Annotated in this window: 10 protein-coding genes and 2 pseudogenes; 8 read left to right on the forward strand and 4 right to left on the reverse strand. The window is 52.2% G+C overall.

The features are described from left to right. Positions 1–16 precede the first annotated feature (16 nt). The 5 genes and pseudogenes from VMW13_07885 to VMW13_07905 all read left to right on the forward strand — a co-directional run bounded on the left by VMW13_07885 (position 17) and on the right by VMW13_07905 (position 5,777). A complete protein-coding gene (locus VMW13_07885) occupies positions 17–1,042 on the forward strand; it encodes a hypothetical protein (protein ID HUV44734.1) in 1,026 nt (341 codons plus the stop codon). Continuing rightward, positions 1,039–2,988 carry a [Fe-Fe] hydrogenase large subunit C-terminal domain-containing protein gene (locus VMW13_07890; GenBank protein HUV44735.1) on the forward strand — a complete coding sequence of 650 codons (1,950 nt, stop codon included), beginning with the start codon at positions 1,039–1,041 and terminating at the stop codon, positions 2,986–2,988. Before VMW13_07885 ends, VMW13_07890 begins: the two co-directional genes overlap by 4 nt. Beyond that, on the forward strand, positions 2,972–4,333 hold the full coding sequence (locus VMW13_07895) for a sigma-54 dependent transcriptional regulator (GenBank protein HUV44736.1): 1,362 nt from the start codon (positions 2,972–2,974) through the stop codon (positions 4,331–4,333). The genes VMW13_07890 and VMW13_07895 overlap by 17 nt, the downstream gene beginning before the upstream one ends. Positions 4,334–4,505: 172 nt before the next feature. Then, positions 4,506–5,075, forward strand: a pseudogene (locus VMW13_07900) (response regulator). 441 nt (positions 5,076–5,516) lie between these two features. Continuing rightward, a pseudogene (locus tag VMW13_07905) lies at positions 5,517–5,777 on the forward strand (4Fe-4S binding protein). 270 nt (positions 5,778–6,047) lie between these two features. On the opposite strand, the gene VMW13_07910 reads toward VMW13_07905, so the two are convergent. After that, on the reverse strand, positions 6,048–6,830 hold the full coding sequence (locus VMW13_07910) for an EthD domain-containing protein (GenBank protein ID HUV44737.1): 783 nt from the start codon (positions 6,828–6,830) through the stop codon (positions 6,048–6,050). A 489-nt stretch (positions 6,831–7,319) separates the two neighbouring features. Between VMW13_07910 and VMW13_07915 the strand changes: the two genes are divergently transcribed. After that, positions 7,320–8,600, forward strand: a complete 1,281-nt coding sequence (locus VMW13_07915) for a CoA transferase (GenBank protein ID HUV44738.1) — start codon at positions 7,320–7,322, stop codon at positions 8,598–8,600. Between the two features lie 185 nt (positions 8,601–8,785). Here VMW13_07915 and VMW13_07920 read toward each other — a convergent pair whose 3' ends face one another. The 3 genes from VMW13_07920 to VMW13_07930 form a co-directional block, all read right to left on the reverse strand. After that, entirely contained in the window at positions 8,786–10,042 is a 1,257-nt protein-coding gene (locus VMW13_07920) for a Glu/Leu/Phe/Val dehydrogenase (protein HUV44739.1), read from the reverse strand. Between the two features lie 105 nt (positions 10,043–10,147). Then, entirely contained in the window at positions 10,148–10,918 is a 771-nt protein-coding gene (gene hisF, locus VMW13_07925; GenBank protein ID HUV44740.1) for an imidazole glycerol phosphate synthase subunit HisF, read from the reverse strand. 3 nt (positions 10,919–10,921) lie between these two features. Beyond that, positions 10,922–11,917 (reverse strand): NrpR regulatory domain-containing protein, encoded by a 996-nt coding sequence (locus VMW13_07930; protein HUV44741.1) that lies wholly within the window; start codon positions 11,915–11,917, stop codon positions 10,922–10,924. Between the two features lie 522 nt (positions 11,918–12,439). Here VMW13_07930 and VMW13_07935 point away from each other — a divergent pair. Together VMW13_07935 and VMW13_07940 are read left to right on the forward strand one after the other, a co-directional pair. Then, positions 12,440–15,451, forward strand: a complete 3,012-nt coding sequence (locus VMW13_07935; GenBank protein HUV44742.1) for a hypothetical protein — start codon at positions 12,440–12,442, stop codon at positions 15,449–15,451. A gap of 344 nt (positions 15,452–15,795) precedes the next feature. Next, positions 15,796–16,650 (forward strand): UbiA family prenyltransferase, encoded by an 855-nt coding sequence (locus VMW13_07940; protein HUV44743.1) that lies wholly within the window; start codon positions 15,796–15,798, stop codon positions 16,648–16,650. Positions 16,651–16,835: the final 185 nt, after the last annotated feature.

Raw genomic sequence — 16,835 nt, forward strand, 5'->3', positions numbered from 1 at the left:
GGCCAACCTGCTGCAAATGTCTGAGGGAGACTTTCATAAGATTCTCAACGAGATAGAAAAGGCACCTCTTTTTATAAGGCTCTGTCAGAGAGATAAGATAATCCGACAACAGAAAATTCCCAGAACCGATATTTCGACCCGCTTTTTTCAGCCCAAAGATGAGTTAGTAGCCGATGGAGGTTCTCTTGATGCTGAGTCCCTGGTACAGAACAAGGAACAAATCGTTCGTCTGATAGAAAAGCTGGGAATAGAAAAATTCAAGCGCTACTTCCTGTTTCCTGAATCAGGAATGACCCCGGAAGAGATTGCTGAGGAATGCAGTCTGAATATCTCGGAAGTCCAGGAGATTAACAGCCTTATCGATGACTTCTCTATACTAAGCGAGTTTTACCACCCTTCCGCTTTAAGCTCAAAGGTAATTCATTATTCAAAGATTGCCTCGATAGAGAGGCAGGGTGATAGCTTCATAATCGGGTACTACAATGCATCTTCTGCCCGAGGACGGTATTTGATTGATTATGAGAGCTTTGAAGAGTTGAAGACTAAAGGGGCTCTTACCAGGGATGAGGCCAGGGAAGCTAAGCAGCTATTCAAGAGGCTGGAACTAATCAATAGCCGCCAGGACACGGTAAATCAGATACTGCAAGGCATTATTGATAAGCAGGCACTCTACCTGGACTGTGGTGCTCCGAACTCGCTCTTACCCTTCAGCCAGAAGGAACTGGCTGAAAAAATCGGTATTGCTCCCAGCTCTATTAGTCGCGCTATAAACAGTAGAAGCCTGGAAACACCCTGGGGTGCAGAGATTCCCCTCAAGGATTTTTTCCCCAGGCCGAAGAAGTTTAAAAAGGAATTAATCAGAAAGGTCCTTGAAACTGAGGAGGGGCTTTCTTCAGATGAGGCAATCAGGGCTAAGCTCCAGGAGAAATATGGTGTGGTTCTTTCTCGCCGCTCAGTGGCTAATCTGAGGAAAGAGTTGAAAGTCCCCGCCACCCGGAGCAAGAATAAGTATCTTCCCTATGAAAGCGAGGGGGTTAAATGAGTATAGTTCATACCGACCGGGCAAAGTGCCAGGGTTGCTATGTATGTGTACGCAACTGTCCGGCCAAGGCAATCAAGATAAGAGACGGTCTGGCTGAGGTAGTAAGGGAACGTTGTATTGACTGCGGTCTCTGTATACGTGTCTGTGTCACGAATGCAAAGCAGGCGAAGAGCGACGTGGAAGAGGTCCGGCAATTATTAGCCCATCATCCTGATGTGATAGCTGTGGTTTCATCCTCCTTCCCTGCTGCAATACTCGATTGTACACCCGGACAGCTTGTAACCTCTCTTAAAAAATTGGGATTTACTGATGTGATGGAGGCAGCCTTCGGCGCTGAGCTCATTAGCAGGGAATACATCCGCATCATTAATGAAAGTGAAGGTAAACCTGTCATCTCGTCTAACTGCCCGGCGGTGGTATCCTACATCGAGAAGTACTACCCCTCAATACTCGGTAATTTAGCACCCATTGTTTCGCCCACTATTGCCATGGGTAGAATAATCAAACAACGCTATAATGCGCAGGCTAAAGTGGTCTACATTGGTGCTTGTATCGCCAAAAAAACGGAAACCACAGATGATAATATTGACGGTGTGGTAGATGCCGTACTGACCTTTATGGAATTAGAGCGTATGTTTGCTGACGGGGGAATTAACCCGGGCGGTGAGGAGGAACAGGAATTCTCCGGTCCCAAATCTAACCTTGGCCGGCTGTTCGCCATATCAGGGGGTCTGCTTAAGGTGATGGGGCTTAATGATGACATATTGAAAAATGATGTTATCAGTGTTCATGGCAGGGAGTATGTCCTCAAGATTCTTGGGGAGATTGCTCGAGGTGACATCACTGCCAGATTTGCCAACCTGTATTTTTGCCATGGGTGTATTGATGGACCATTTATTAATAATGAGCTCAGCGGTTTCAGCCGGAAGGGACTCATTGCCAGATATACCAGAAATAACGCAGACCCGATTCAAACCGAGAAAGATATCGAACAATATGCCGATATCGACCTCAGCCGTAAATTTAGCGGGCAAAATATCTATCTACCTACTCCCAGCGAGGAGGAAGTTCAGAATGTCCTGGAGGTGATGGATAGGGCAGACCCCAGTGTCCAGATGGATTGCGGCTCTTGTGGTTACGCCTCCTGTCGGGAGTTGGCTGTCGCCGTTTGCCAGGGTCTGGCAGAGGTTACTATGTGCTGGCCTTATCTGCTGCAACAATTGGAGGGGACTCAGGAAGACCTTATCCAGGCGGAGAAGCTTACCTCTCTGGGTCAGATGGCAGCTTCTATTGCTCACGAGGTCAATAATCCTCTCGCTGGTGTCCTTATCTATACCAAGTTGCTGGCTAAGAATATATCCGCTGAGAATATCGGTAAGGAAAAATCGCTGGACTACCTGAATAAAATGGATACGGAACTCACGCGCAGTTCCAAGCTAATCCGTAATCTCCTGGATTTTGCGCGCCAGTCGGCGCCGACCCTCAGGCTGGTAGATATTAACCAGATTATCGAGCAGACCTTTAGCGTCGCTGGTCACCAGGCTGATTTGCAGAATATTAAGGTGATAAGAGAACTGAGCCCTGACATACCTGAGGTTATGGCTGATTTCGACCAGCTTCAGCAGGTTTTCACTAACCTTATCATGAACGCTATCCAGGCAATGCCAGAGGGAGGGGAATTAACCATTCGCACCTCGATAGGTAATAGCGGCCAGCTCAAGATGGAAGTTGAAGATACGGGTAGTGGTATTTCTCAGGAGAACATGCGTAAGCTCTATACCCCCTTCTTCACGACCAAAGAGAAAGGGAAAGGCGTAGGTCTGGGACTGGCTGTGGCCCATGGAATCATCCAGCGACATCACGGAAGGATTGAGGTACAAAGTAAGCAGGGAAAGGGAACCACCTTTACTGTTTACATGGAGGCTAACCATGCAGGAAAAGGCTAAAATCCTCGTTGTTGATGATGAGACTATTGTCCGCGAATCACTTAGTGACTGGCTAAACGATATCGATTATCGGGTATTCGCTGCAGAGAGTGGTTCTCAGGCCCTGGAAATCCTGGAAAAGGAAAGAATGAGCATTATCATTGCTGATTTAATGATGCCGGGGATGGACGGGATAGAGCTCATGAAGAGAGCCAAGGAAATCGTCCCTACTGTAGAGGTAATCATTATTACCGCTTTCGGGAGTATCCCCACTGCCATCAATGCTATGAGGGAAGGTGCCTATGACTATGTCGAGAAGCCCTTCTGCCCGGAGAGGGTATCGCTGCTGGTTGAGAAACTGGTGGAGCATCAAGGGCTAATCGAGGAGAATATTTCCCTGAACAAGAAGCTGGAGCAGCGCTACGAGTTTGAGAATATCACTGCTAAAAGCCCCAAGATGCAACAGGTGATAGAGCTAATAAAAGTTGTAGCCCAGAGTAATGCCACTGTATTGATTACGGGTGAAAGCGGTACCGGCAAGGAGCTGGTGGCCCGTTCCATTCACTCTCAGAGCTATCGTCGGAAAAAGCCCTTTATCGCTGTCAATTGTGCCGCTTTACCTGAGAGTTTGCTGGAGAGTGAGCTGTTTGGGCATGAGAAGGGTTCCTTTACCGGGGCTTATGCTCAGAAGAAGGGGAAATTTGAGGTGGCTAATAGAGGGACCCTTTTTCTGGATGAGGTTGGCGATATGAGTACCAACATTCAGGTCCACCTGCTCAGGGTACTGGAGGAGAAGGAGTTCACAAGGGTTGGTGGTAATGAGCTGGTCAAGACCGATGTCAGGGTTGTTACAGCAACCAATAGGGATATTAAGAAGGCGGTGACCAGTGGGGCATTCCGTGAAGACCTCTATTATCGATTAAACGTAGTCACTATTGAATTACCTCCATTAAGGGAAAGAAAAGAGGACATACCTCTCCTGGCCCAGCATTTTCTGGAGCAGTTTACCGTGGAGAACCAGAAGAAAACTATCGGGTTTTCCCCTGAGGCTACCGATTTTCTTTTGAAATACGAGTGGCCTGGCAATGTTCGGGAACTGGAGAATGCTGTTGAGAGGGCAGTCATACTAACAAAGAATTCCTATATCGAAGTGGGAGACCTGGCTCAGGACAATCCGATGTTAGTTCATTCCGCGCTGTCAGGAAAAAGCCTGAACGAGGTTGAGAAGAACCATATTCTGGATGTACTTACTAGAACTAACGGGAATAATAGCGAAGCTGCCAGAATCCTGGGGATTACCAGGATGACTCTGTATAATAAAATCAAGACATTTGGGCTGACTGTAAAGAAATTAGACAACGGCTGATTAATTCTTTTACATATAGATAGTCTGCTTCAAGCAAAGAGTAAGGCTGTCCGGGATATCCTGGGCAGCCTTTTTATTTGGCAAGATAATTGCACCTTATTAGTGTAGAGGTAGTGAAATGGTCGAGCCAGCAATCTTAAAGAGTCAAGTAATAAATGAAGGAGGTCGGAACATGAAACCCATACTGATTGTCGAAGACGAGGCTATTATGAGGGAGTCTCTGGAAGACTGGCTTAAGAATAGTGGCTATCAAGTGGAAACCGCAAAGGAAGGGGACGAAGCACTAAGAGTTCTCGGGGAACGGGACTTTGGTATCGCCGTCCTTGACCTGAAGTTGCCGGGTAAGGATGGACTTGAGGTGCTACGTGAGGCAAAAGAGAGAAATCCAAAGATTAAGGGAATCATCATTACCGCTTATCCTTCAGTGGAGACAGCCGTAGAGGCAATGAAAATGGGGGCTATCGATTACCTGCCCAAGCCTTTTGACCTTAATGAACTGGAGGAGCTAATCAGTAAGACTCTGGGGCCGATCCAGGTTGAGATAAGACCCAAGGTAGCCGTTGAAGAAACTGTAGCTGAGCCGGTTGAATTAGAGATGGTTGAAGTTGAGGAGGTTGAGGTAGAGGAGGATATTACCATTGCTCAAGGGGAAGCCCCGGTTCACTTCAAGCAGGGCAAAGCTCATTTTGAGGCCGGTAGGTATGCCCAGGCACTCAGAGAATTTCAGGCTGTTCTGGAAATTACACCGGAGGATATCGAGAACAGGGTATGGGTCCAGAAGGCGAAAAAGGCGTTAGTTGAACCGCAGGGTGAAGCTGCAGTACAGGGAGCAGTGAAAACCAGGAATTGTGTCTGGGTGGGCATGGGGATGGTGTCACATCGTATCTGCACCAACAACTTTAATTGCGTAACCTGTGAGTTCGACCAGGAGATGCAGGACAAGCTGGCTCGTGGCGAAACTTCAGAGGCTGGGACTTCAGATGTTGATGCCGCCATGGAAAAGCTTCTGTCATTACCCGGTAATAAGAGACTCTGCCGTTATGCTCTTAAGGGTGACGTCTCTTTCCGGCTATGCTCCCGTCTATACGCTTGTGATACCTGTGAATTCGGTCAGATGATGGAAGATATCCAGCAGCAGAAGCTGGAACAAAAAGCAATTGCGCTGGCTGCCCGAAAAAAGGTACTGGTATCTTACTACATAGACCCGGAGAAGTGCCAGGGGTGCATGATTTGTCTCCGGAAATGCCCGGTGGAGGCTATCATCGGTGACAAAAAACTGGTCCATGTTATTGACCAGGAGAAATGCACCAAATGCGGGACATGCCTTGAAGTTTGCCCACCACGCTTTGGTGCCGTTACGATGTTATCTGGCGTGAAAGTGCCCGAAACCATTTCGGGTGGGCCCGAAACCGTTCCGGAGGGGACAGAAGCAGTACGCAGCTGATTTGATGAAGAAATAAGGGAACAAGGCACCGATAGTAATCGAGGAGCAGGTCTCTGGCCTGCTCCTCCTCTATTTATAATTACCGGGAGACGATTGGCTTAACGTATTACGTGAGGCAATGAAAGAGGGCATTATCGATTACCTGCCCGAACCCTTTGCTCCGGGTAAGTTCAGGGAAGGCACACATTTGATGCCTGTCGTGGGGAGCATTGCCCGGCCGGTCTTTGTCCGGAGCGAAGTGGGCAGGGTTCTACCTCCTTGCTGGTGGCCTCAACGGTAATCGACGAATACGCGCTCTTTCGCCAGAAACGTGGTAGACCGGGCGAAGTCGATAAACTTGCTTTCATCCTCCGCCGCAAGCTGTCCACTTCGGATTCTCTCCGGAGTAGGTACCGAGGTACCGACCCGATCGAGCCAGAGCTCGGCGTGGCCGGTGTAGGGCTCGACAACGGTGCCCCGGGCCTCGCGCAGTGTGTCTTCGAGCTCGTCCTCATAGCGGTGCACCTGGATGTAGCGCTTGATGTGACCCGCCGCGGCAGTCCGGCGGATGAGGGGTCCGTGGGAAGTACGCCAGTAGAGCTGGGCTTCCTCCAGGGACAGGTTCGCCAGGTGTCGAAGAGGATAGTATAGCTTCACCAGGGAGCTCATTTCTGTGGCGACCAGATTCTCCGGTGAAGGGTTTACCTGAGGGTACTCGTAAGCGAACCACAACGGCGACTTGGGGAGGTCGATGAACTTTGCTTCGTCCTCGAGTAGTTCCTTGCCAGCCGCCTGACCCCGTGGGGATTCGTTGGCGGCAACCATTTCCTCGCGGCGGTTCCACCACAGCTCGGCCACGCCGTCGTACGGCTCCTCCATCTTACCGCGTGGCCCCCAGCGTTGCGTTGCGCTCGCTTCGTCATCTTCCAGGGTATGGACCTGGACGTAGCGGAGCATGTTGAGGCGTTGGGCGTGGCTGGCCACCAGCGGTCCGTGGTTCTCCCGCCAGTACTTCTGGAACTCGGCCAGTGACATCTCCGGCTTGCGCCGTAGAAGATAGGTAAGACGAATCATGTTCAAGCTCCTTTCGAGGAGGATAACCTCTCTCATTGTGATATTCGTGGACGGGAGCCCGGCGGTTGACAGTAGAATGAGCCTACCGGGGAGCCCCGCATGGTTGTCTCTTACAGTACCTTAATCGTATAGGAAATGTAAACACCCTGCACTCGTCCGGTAGGTTAGTGATACTCCAGTACAGCCGATGCTGCTCGCTACCGGATATGTATACGTGTGGGAAGCAGGCAAAGCCTGCTTCCCACATAAGAAGAAAACTTCCCCTTCGCAGGGAGTTGTATCACCCTTCTATCTGAACGAGAGCATACTCAAGCAGTACCCGAATTGACGATGTAGTCGGAGGAGAGCAGTCTAATAGATACGGTTACAGCCACTTTATAAGTATCACCTTGACAAAAACATCTCACCGGACTAGATTATCCACTATCCAGTGGGTAATATTGCTATTTGTAGTAGCGCACACCAACCTAACCGGGAGGAGGAGATAGTATGGCTGCCGTTCTTGAGGGTATAAAAGTGATTGACCTTTCTCAGGTGGCCGCCGTGCCGCTGTGTGCCCGGCACCTGGCTGACTTCGGAGCGGACGTGCTCCACATCGAAAACCCCGTGACAGGGGACTCCTTCCGTGGCTACCAACTCTCCCAGGAGGAACTACGTGCTGCTGCGCCATCGGAGTTTGGCTACAACTGGGAGAACTACAACCGTAACAAACGCAGCGTTACCGTCGATGTGGCACAGGAGACCGGCCGGGATATTATTTATCGGTTCGTAGAGCAGGCAGATGTACTCGTCACGAATTTCAGACCGTCCGAACTGGAGCGCTACCGGATGGACTACAAGACGCTAAGCATGCAAAACCCCCGGCTCGTCTGGGGTTGCGTAACCGGTTACGGAAGAGAAGGGCCGGAGAAGGATGCACCGGCCTATGACGCCACTGCTCTCTGGTACCGTTCGGGTATAGCCCACATGCTGACGATGCCGGGTTCTGTCGGGGCTGCGATGCGCCCGGCCTTCGGGGACAACATTGCCGCGCTGGTCCTGGCTTATGGCGTTATGCTTGCCCTTTTCCAGCGTGAGAGAACCGGCGTCGGGCAGGAGGTGGATGTTTCCCTGCTGCATACCGGGTTATACCAGCTTGGTTTCGACATTGCCGGGGCCCTGGTCACAGGGCTGGACTACGCTGACTGGCGGGCCGAGCCTCCGGCGGAGCTGGTTGAACAGGCCCGGGCAGCCATGGTGCCAATAGCTGCCTTCCACCGCAGCAGGTCGAATAATCCGCTCGTTGGCGCCTATATAACCAGCGATGCGCGGGTGATTGTTATCGTCGCTTTACAGCCGGACCGCTACTGGGGGCGTGTCTGCCGTGCCATCGGCCGCGAGGATATGGTCGATGATTCACGATATAGCACCTTCGAAGGACGTGCCGAACACTGCAGCGAGCTACAGCAGCTACTTGCCGATGCCTTCATAAACAAGACGCTCGAAGAGTGGAAGGTGCTTCTGGCAGGAGTGCCTTTCGCTGCTTACCAGAGCCTCAGGGAGGCGGTAAACGACCCTCAGGCTCGTGCCAATGGATTCTTCATTCCCTGCGAGCATCCCACCCAGGGGTCTATCGACGTTATCGCCAGTCCAGTCAAGCTTGGTAAGTCTCCGGCAACCTACAGGATGCCGGCGCCCGAGTTTGGCCAGCATACTGAGGAAGTCCTCCTTGAGTACGGTTATGACTGGGATGACATCATCCGTTTCAAGGAGCAAGGCATTATCGCCTAGTACGCAGTTGTAGAAAGACCAGCCAGTATGTTCCGCGGGGTGAGACCCTTCAGCTTCGGCCTGCTGGCAAAGCCAGCAGGTAATCTCAGGGTGACACGCTGTTGACATGTCATTCTGAGCCGGGGCTCCGAGCGTAGCGAGGAGACACAGAATCCGAATGTTGTGCGGATTTGTGCAACTGAGTACTAGACCCAGCCGCGGAGCTTCATTGCTTCTACCACGCGTTCCACAGCCCGCACGTATGCTGCTTGTCGCATATTTATCTTGTATTCACGGCTGGTATTCAGCACAGAGTGATACGCCGCGGTCATTCTCTTATCAAGTCGTTCGCGGACTTCAGATTCCTCCCAGGAGTACATGGAGAAGTTCTGGACCATCTCGAAATACGAAACTGTCACACCACCGGCGTTGCACAGGAAATCAGGTATGACATGAATGCCATTACGGAATAGAATCTCATCCGCCTCCGGTGTAGTTGGGCCGTTGGCCAGCTCAGCAACAATCCTGGCCTTGATATTTGGAGCGTTCTTTTCGGTTATGACGTTTTCTATTGCGGCTGGAATAAGAATATCCACGTCAAGTTCCAGGAGTTCTTCAGCGGAAATCGATTCCATATTCGGCAGGTTACAAACTGTGCTGGTTGTGGTCTTAATTGAATAAGCGGCTTCAGGGTCAATACCATCTTCTTCAACCTTGCAGCATACGCCGCCTTTGCTGTCACATACAGCGATTATCCTGGACCCGAAGAGCTCATTGCATAGCCTGGCAGCATGATATCCGGCATTACCGTAGCCATGCACTGCGACTGTAGCCTTGCTCAGGTCAATACCAAGTGTGCTGGCAGCTTCGCGGATAGTAAACATCCCACCACGAGCTGTAGCGTCACCCCGTCCGGGAGAACCACCAATTGACAGGGGTTTTCCTGTAATAACGCCGAATTGCGGTTTCCCTGCAATTGCAGAGTATTCATCCATCATCCAGGCCATGATTTGCGGGGTGGTATAGACGTCAGGGGCAGGTACATCTTTTTCGGGGCCAATAAAATTAAACATGCTCCGTGCGTAGGCCCTGCTCAAACGTTCCAGTTCGCCCGGGGACATTTCCTTGGGGTTACAGATGATGCCGCCTTTTGCTCCTCCAAGCGGTAGACCAAGTAAAGAACACTTCCATGTCATCCAGGCAGCCAGTGCTCGAACAGTGTCGATTGTCTCGTCAGGGTGAAATCTAATACCTCCCTTTGTAACGCCCAGGGCGTCATTATAGTGGACCCTGAATCCCTGGAATACTCTGATGGAACCGTCGTCCATGCGGACCGGTAGCGCTACGTGGAGTTCCCGCATAGGGGTTTTGAGCATTGCGGTTACATCCGGGGGTAGATTCATAATCTCGGCGCACTTGTCCATCTGTCGCTTTGTGATTTCAAACGGATTTATTTCGTCCACTTTTATTCTCCCACTACTTATTTTCCGGATGTTTCTTCTGACCCAGCAACTTCATCTGTTGGTAGATTACCTTCTAGCCTGATGGCAAGATGGATAATACCACAGCTAGCTTTTCATCTCTATTCCTTTCTCTTTCAGGTATTTCCTCGCTTCAGGTATGGATATCTCCCCGAAATGGAAGATGGATGCTGCCAGCACCGCGGATGCTTTGCCGATTGCCACAGCATCATAAAGGTGCTCCAGCTTGCCGGCACCACCGGAGGCAGTAACCGGAATACTGACGGCTTCGGCCACAGCCTTAGTCATCTCCAGGTCGTATCCTTCCCTGGTCCCGTCGGCATCCTTGCTGGTGAGCAGAATCTCACCGGCACCCAGCCCTTCCACCCGCTTCGCCCATTCGACGATGTCGATACCGGTACCCTCATTGCCGCTCTTGACGACCACCTCCAGACGGTGGAGTCCGCTGTCAGGCGAGTTCTTCCTGCCGTCAATGGCAACAACCAGCCTTTCTTTACCGAACTCCCTGGCTGTCCTCTCAATAAGCTCCGGGTTCATGACTGCGGCCGTGTTTATGGATACTTTATCAACCCCCATATCAAACAGGGCTTTCATGTCCTCCATACTGGCTATACCACCGCCCACGGCGAAGGGTATAGTCACCACGTCGCAGACTCTCTTCACCCACTCGAGTCTTGTCTTCCTGCTCTCGACGGTAGCAAAGATGTCGAGGAAAACAAGCTCATCAGCCCCTTCCCTGCAGTAGGCCTCTGCCGCTTCCACCGGGTCTCGGGCATCCTGCAGGTTGACAAACCTGACTCCCTTGACCACCCGCCCCTCTTTCACGTCCAGACAGGGAATGATTTTGACCTCGTTCATGCTCTACAACTCCTGGAATTTAATTAGCTGTTGGTAGTCCATGACAGTGCTCATGCCCTGGTTCTCGACATCCAGACCAGCTTCCATAGCAGCGGCCACCGGATTCAGACCATTAACCAGGATTAAGCCAATTCGATTAAGTTCCACCGGGACTTCACATACCGTCTCGCTGGCATTCCCCATCACCAATACACCACCTAATCCGGCTTCCCTCATTTTGGCCACCACATCTTCCACTATCGGTCGGCAGAGCGCTGGTATCTCACGGTAGGTGGCCAGTATTTTACCTTCCCCCGTTCTTATTACCTGTGTTACCGAGGTCATCCTGGCCCTGATGAACACCTCGGAAGGGTCAAGGGAACAACCGGCATACTGAATGAGCTCCACGAAACGGATAGGCTTATTATTTCGAACCTGAAGGATGCCGGAGAATCCGGAGGCCATAGGGACACCAGCCTTGAGTGAGGTGCCATTGAACACAATGCTGCAAACCGTAGCCAGTCCTACCTTGCCATTGGGAACTACTAAATCACCAAGTCTCTCACCCTCTTGAGCTATCGCTACCAGGTCGCTAACGCAAATCTCTCTGGCGAAAGCAGGTCTCATTGCCTGGAGTGCCTTTTGGAACTGTCCCTTCGGAAAGAGTGAGATATTGACCGGGACAGAACCGGTGCGATTCTGTGGATTGAAATCAGTGCGGAAGGCAAGTAGCTCAATTCTGGAGATGGCGTAGCCTACCTTGTCCTTGACCAGAGCGGTCCTTACCTCTTCAATTCCCTGTTCAGTGAGCACCCGACCATCCCGACGCCCCAAAAGCCTGGTCAACCCGCGCTCGTCCATTAGCTTGAGGTGGTATCTGACAGCTCTTTCTCCGAGTTCAACCCCGTAGTCTTTCAAGCGGCGAGAAATGACTCTGGCTCCAACCGATTCCTGAGAGTCACTCAAGACCTTCAATATGGCAAGCATCTTTCGCTCGACATTCTGCGTTTCAAAGCCCATCACAATACTCCGTCAGTCACCAGATTATAAGGCTAGAGGAGACCGTGTTCCGTATTATATCTTTATTAAGGCAGCCTGTCAATCCGGTGCTGTGCGGGGTCCAGTACAGCCGATGCCGGTTACCACCGGAGAGTGCCTGCAAGAGTGCTTGCAAGAGTGCTTGCACAAGAAGAGGACTACTCCTCCCTTATCTGTATTGCCCGGTTTACACCGCCTTCGTCCTGCTATGGAACAGAGAATTATAGACCGACAAGTGGTACAATCTCTGGAAGAGGTCGTACCTTTCGTCAGGTTAACAGTATACCACGAGAGAGGTAGTCGCCTTCAGGTACTTTTGGTTTAGTGATGTCTACATTTGCTCAGCATGGAAACAGAAGTGGAGATTGGGGCCTCGCACGGGTCGAGAAGGAACTCAGGCTATCATCAGAGCAACTACTGAGTCAATTCCGGACTGCCTGTGCACGAGCAAGCCTCCTGCTATCGCCTGATGAATTGGGCAGATGGGCAAACGAGGGTCTTGCTATGTCCCGCCATTCCCCACCCCTCTCGTTGGAAGCAACAGAGGAGTATTTTCGGGTCACGCCCGAAGTCCTGGGTATTCTCCCATTCCCGCGTTTTCTCGATTGGGTCAGTAGAGGGAAGATGCTCTGCCGCGATAGTCCCGGTCTTGCTGCTGCCTACTTTCGAGCCAGCCCAAAGGCTCTGGCTATGCTTCCCGGGAGACAAATCGAGGTCTGGCTGGCAATGGGGCCGGGTCTCTATAAGAGAAACTCAGAATCAATGGAGCTGGCCTGCCGTTTCTTCGACGCCACCCCCGCTCTCCTGCAGAGTCTGAGCCTGATTAAAATGGAGCGATTTGCTCTGTTCCTTGAACGTCTGGCAGGGACCTCCTACGACCTGGCTGCCGAATGTCTGGGCTCAGCTCATCGGGTCCTGTCCACGTTAGGAGAGGAAGAGCGTGGGCCTTTCCTGGCTGTGGCCCTGGCCCTTGTTCGTCTGAATCCGAGGGCATCTGCTACCTTCTTTCAGAGAGGTACCGGGACCTTGGCCGGTATCGCTGGTGGGCAAAGGAGAAGGTTCCTTACACTAATGGGGAGAATAGCCCGATACAGCGGTCAGCTTGCTCTCTCTTTTTGTACCGATTGCTCGCAGGCCTTCGGTAGAATCGATAGCAGTCTGCATTCCCGCCTCCTGGACCGGGGTGAGGCCGTACTGGCAATATCAACCATTGCCGGGATAGAGTTTCTCAAGAGCTGTCCTGCCGTACTGGCAGAGATTGGCATTCCCGGACTGGAACGCTGGTTTAGAGAAGGGGTCAGGCTGCTGGGAAAGGATGAAAAAACGGGCCTTGCCTACTTCCGCCTTGAGTTTGCGGAAGAAAGGGCTCTGGAACGATTGCTGGTTACAGTCGAGCTTGACCAGGTCAGGGCAGTGCTGCTCATGTACGGCCAAGCTCTGGGAGGAACCGAGATAGAGATTCGGCCCAGTGAGAGCCTGGCGGTATGGAGTATGGGAGCCATACACCCGGGCACACCGACTACAGATGGGACCACTATCTTCCTGCCATCGTTAATGGACCAGTACGATTCGAATGAGGAGAACTTCACCTGGTACAAGGTGGCTGTCACCCATCAGGCCGGTCATATCGAGTTCGGCACCTTCGACTTCTGCTTTGAAAAGGAAGCGGTACTGTTCCCTGACCGGCGACACCGGTTGCGGTCAACAGATGGAGCTGGCCTGACCGATATGGAGAGGTTCCTCAGCCTCTTCGACGATAGGAGGCTCGCTTCCGATATATACTCCCTGGTGGAGGACGTCAGGGTTGACTATCTGGTGAAGTATGGATACGCGGGAATAAGGGCCGGGTACAAGTCGGTCCAGCAGGAAACGGTGTGGAGACGTCCTTCTCCGGACCATCTTCCGCTGAGGGAAGCATTCCTCGAAATACTCATCCGGCTTAGCCTGGATGGCGAGCTTCCCATAATCCCTGATATCCTGCGTAGTCCAGTTGAATCAGCGGTGAAGCTCTTGCAGCGTTTACAGGCGTCGCGGGCAACCGTCGAGGATTCCGCTGAGGCTGCTCTTCGACTGTACGAGATTGCCGGCACCATCGCCAATACCTATGGACCGGAGTGGGAATGGGAAATAGCTAATCCTGGTGAAAGTGGGCCTGACATGGCAGTGAAAGCCTATCGCCGTTCTGATAGTGACAACGTCACCCTTGAACCGGGCGTGGAGGTACCATACCAGTCCCCGACAGATGTAGAATATCGTGGTGATTCCCATCCCGACACACTTCACATACTGCCAAAGGCTGAGGATGATTCCGACCAGGGGTTTCCGTCTCCCGTATCGCCTCCCGGCACTGAAGTGCAACTCAACGGGATTATGCAGGCAAGGAACGTCCTGTCCGGTCAGTACACGACAGACCTTCCCGGTGAAATCCGTGCCGAGGAGACTGTCTCTACCGGACAGGACGGAAACACAGGGCTGTCTGATACCGATTACCCAGGGGAGGGTGCTCTCCTGAGAGAAGACGGACAATCGTACCTCTATGATGAGTGGGATTTCCATGCCGGCTGCTATCGACCAAAGTGGTGCCGTGTGAGGGAGAAGCTGCTGCCTGAAGTTAGTACCGATTTCTTCGAGGAAACCCTGGCCCGTAGTCACCTGCTGGCCGCCCAGGTCAGGAAGCAGTTCGAGATGATAACCCCGGAACTTCTCAGGAAGGCGGACAGACTCTATGACGGTGAAGAACTGGACCTGGATGCTGTGGTCAGAGCCGTTGTGGATAGGAAGGCAGGGTGCATCTCTGACGAGAGGATATACTGGAAGAGGAGGAGGGTACAAAGGGACGTGGCGGCAATCCTGCTTCTTGATATGAGTGCCTCCACCAGTAACATAATCAAGGATACCGATGATGAATACCCTGAGTGGTACCTCGACCTGGTGGAAGGCTCCCCCAGAATGAGAGCGCAGGGGGGTGAAGTGCTGATAGGAGCATCACGGCGCGTGATTGATGTGATGAAGGAAAGCGTGGTGTTGATGATGAACGCCCTGGAAGGTGTCGGGGATTGTTACGGTGTCTATGGCTTCTCCGGTCACGGTCGGGATAATGTGGAGATACTGGTTATCAAGGGAATAGACGAAGGATTCTCCGGCACTGTCAAGAGCAGGGTAGGCAGCATCGCACCGTTACACGGTACCAGAATGGGTTCGGCTATAAGACATGCCATCTCGAAGCTGGACACACATGATGCGAAGACAAAGCTACTCTTCCTGGTCAGTGATGGCTATCCTCAGGACGAGGATTATGGCCAGGACGATGGCGATGAAGAATATGCCCTCCAGGATACCAGAATGGCCTTCCTTGAGGCCGAGCGAAAGAGCATTATGCCCTTCTGCCTTACGGTTGACATAGCCGGATACGATTACCTGAGGAGAATCTGCCACGACATCAACTACGAAGTAGTCAATAACATCGAATCTCTACCGCAGCGTTTGCCCATCCTCTACAAGAGGCTGACATCCTGAGCATTGGCTTCTAGCGGAGGCTATCAGCAGCCTCCCTCGGAATCAGCCGCATGAGTGACCAGGTTGTTCTGCCTATCGTCGCCAGATGTGCTGTCTGCCGGGCCTTCCAGGTAGCTTGCCGTCAGCACCATTGGGAGGTTGTCAGCAACAGGGGGGCCCTGTATACTCGTAGTTACAGGCAGGAGTTGTCGGTCGAGGCGAGAATCCGGTATAATCACTGTTGCAGAGGCCTTTGAACACAGATACCCTGCGTTTGCATGCAAACCACGAGAGGTATCCCGAACCCCTGCCCGACCGGAAAAGGATGGGTGTTTCCACCCGGACTGGAGATGATGCTGGTACGATTGAGCACAGTTAGAGACTACCTGGGAGTCCTGAAACCTCGCGAGAGCATTCTGCTGACTTTTATCGGCGTTTGCGCGGCAGTCGTAGCCGGAGCAGGGCATCCACCACTCGGCAGGCTCATGATTGTCCTCATTGCGGTCCTGCTTGCCAGTGGTGGCTTAAACGGACTCACCAACTACCTCGACCGTCATATCGATGCCCGAATGCAGCGTACCAGAAACCGGGCTTTGCCCTCGGGACGGATAGTGCCTGCGGAGAAGGTGCTACCACTGACTATCACCCTGGTTCTCACCGGTATGGTGCTGGCCTGGATTATGCATCCCCTGTGCTTCTGGGCTGGTCTGGTGGGTGTAATAGCAGCCCTGGTATGGCGGAAGAGGTGGACATGTGTCTTCCCCCAGGGCATTCTGGCCAGTTGTGCACCGGTCCTGATCGGCTGGCTGGCCATTGACCCCTCTTTTAGCTGGGAGCTGTTGTTCCTCTGCCTGCTTATTGCCATCTGGCTTCCTATCCATCTATGGAGTGTCATGATTGCGCGGCGAGATGACTACCTTGGAGCCGGCATCAGCTACTTTCCTCTGAGCCGAACTCCCCGCGAGGCGGTCAAGCTACTGGTGGTACTCAGTCTGCTGCTCTATGCAGCGTCCCTGACCTTCTACTTCGTGGCTAGCTTTCACTGGGTATACCTGACACTGGCCAACCTTCTTGGGGGTGTCCTGGTATATACCAGCATTCGCCTGGCCATATCTAACTCTTCAGAGCAATCCTGGCGACTCTACAGGATGTCTGCGTTTCCCTACCTCGGTCTGGTATTCGCGGCAATGTGCCTGGATATGTTTGTACTGGGCGGGTGACACTTACAGCTATCTCCAGCTCGGGTAACCTGGCTGCACGAGTGACAACGGCTGTAGTCTGGTTGTGTTCCTGATACTAATAGCCCGTGGGTATCTAAGAAGTCAATAAGAAACCAGATGGTGATGTGGAAGGTGCCCTCCATACCTTCGGCAAAGAATACGCCCAGCGTCATTGCCGGGGCGGC

The sequence above is a fragment of the Dehalococcoidales bacterium genome, from assembly GCA_035529395.1.
Taxonomy (GTDB): domain Bacteria; phylum Chloroflexota; class Dehalococcoidia; order Dehalococcoidales; family Fen-1064; genus DUES01.

Excerpts from the sequence above, each read along its gene's own strand:
- VMW13_07885 (HUV44734.1), top strand. The coding sequence starts at position 17 with ATGTCTGAGGGAGACTTTCATAAGATTCTCAACGAGATAGAAAAGGCA.
- VMW13_07930 (HUV44741.1), bottom strand. The coding sequence starts at position 11,917 with ATGGGCTTTGAAACGCAGAATGTCGAGCGAAAGATGCTTGCCATATTG.
- VMW13_07890 (HUV44735.1), top strand. The coding sequence starts at position 1,039 with ATGAGTATAGTTCATACCGACCGGGCAAAGTGCCAGGGTTGCTATGTA.
- VMW13_07910 (HUV44737.1), bottom strand. The coding sequence starts at position 6,830 with ATGATTCGTCTTACCTATCTTCTACGGCGCAAGCCGGAGATGTCACTG.
- VMW13_07915 (HUV44738.1), top strand. The coding sequence starts at position 7,320 with ATGGCTGCCGTTCTTGAGGGTATAAAAGTGATTGACCTTTCTCAGGTG.
- VMW13_07935 (HUV44742.1), top strand. The coding sequence starts at position 12,440 with ATGTCCCGCCATTCCCCACCCCTCTCGTTGGAAGCAACAGAGGAGTAT.
- VMW13_07895 (HUV44736.1), top strand. The coding sequence starts at position 2,972 with ATGCAGGAAAAGGCTAAAATCCTCGTTGTTGATGATGAGACTATTGTC.
- hisF (HUV44740.1), bottom strand. The coding sequence starts at position 10,918 with ATGAACGAGGTCAAAATCATTCCCTGTCTGGACGTGAAAGAGGGGCGG.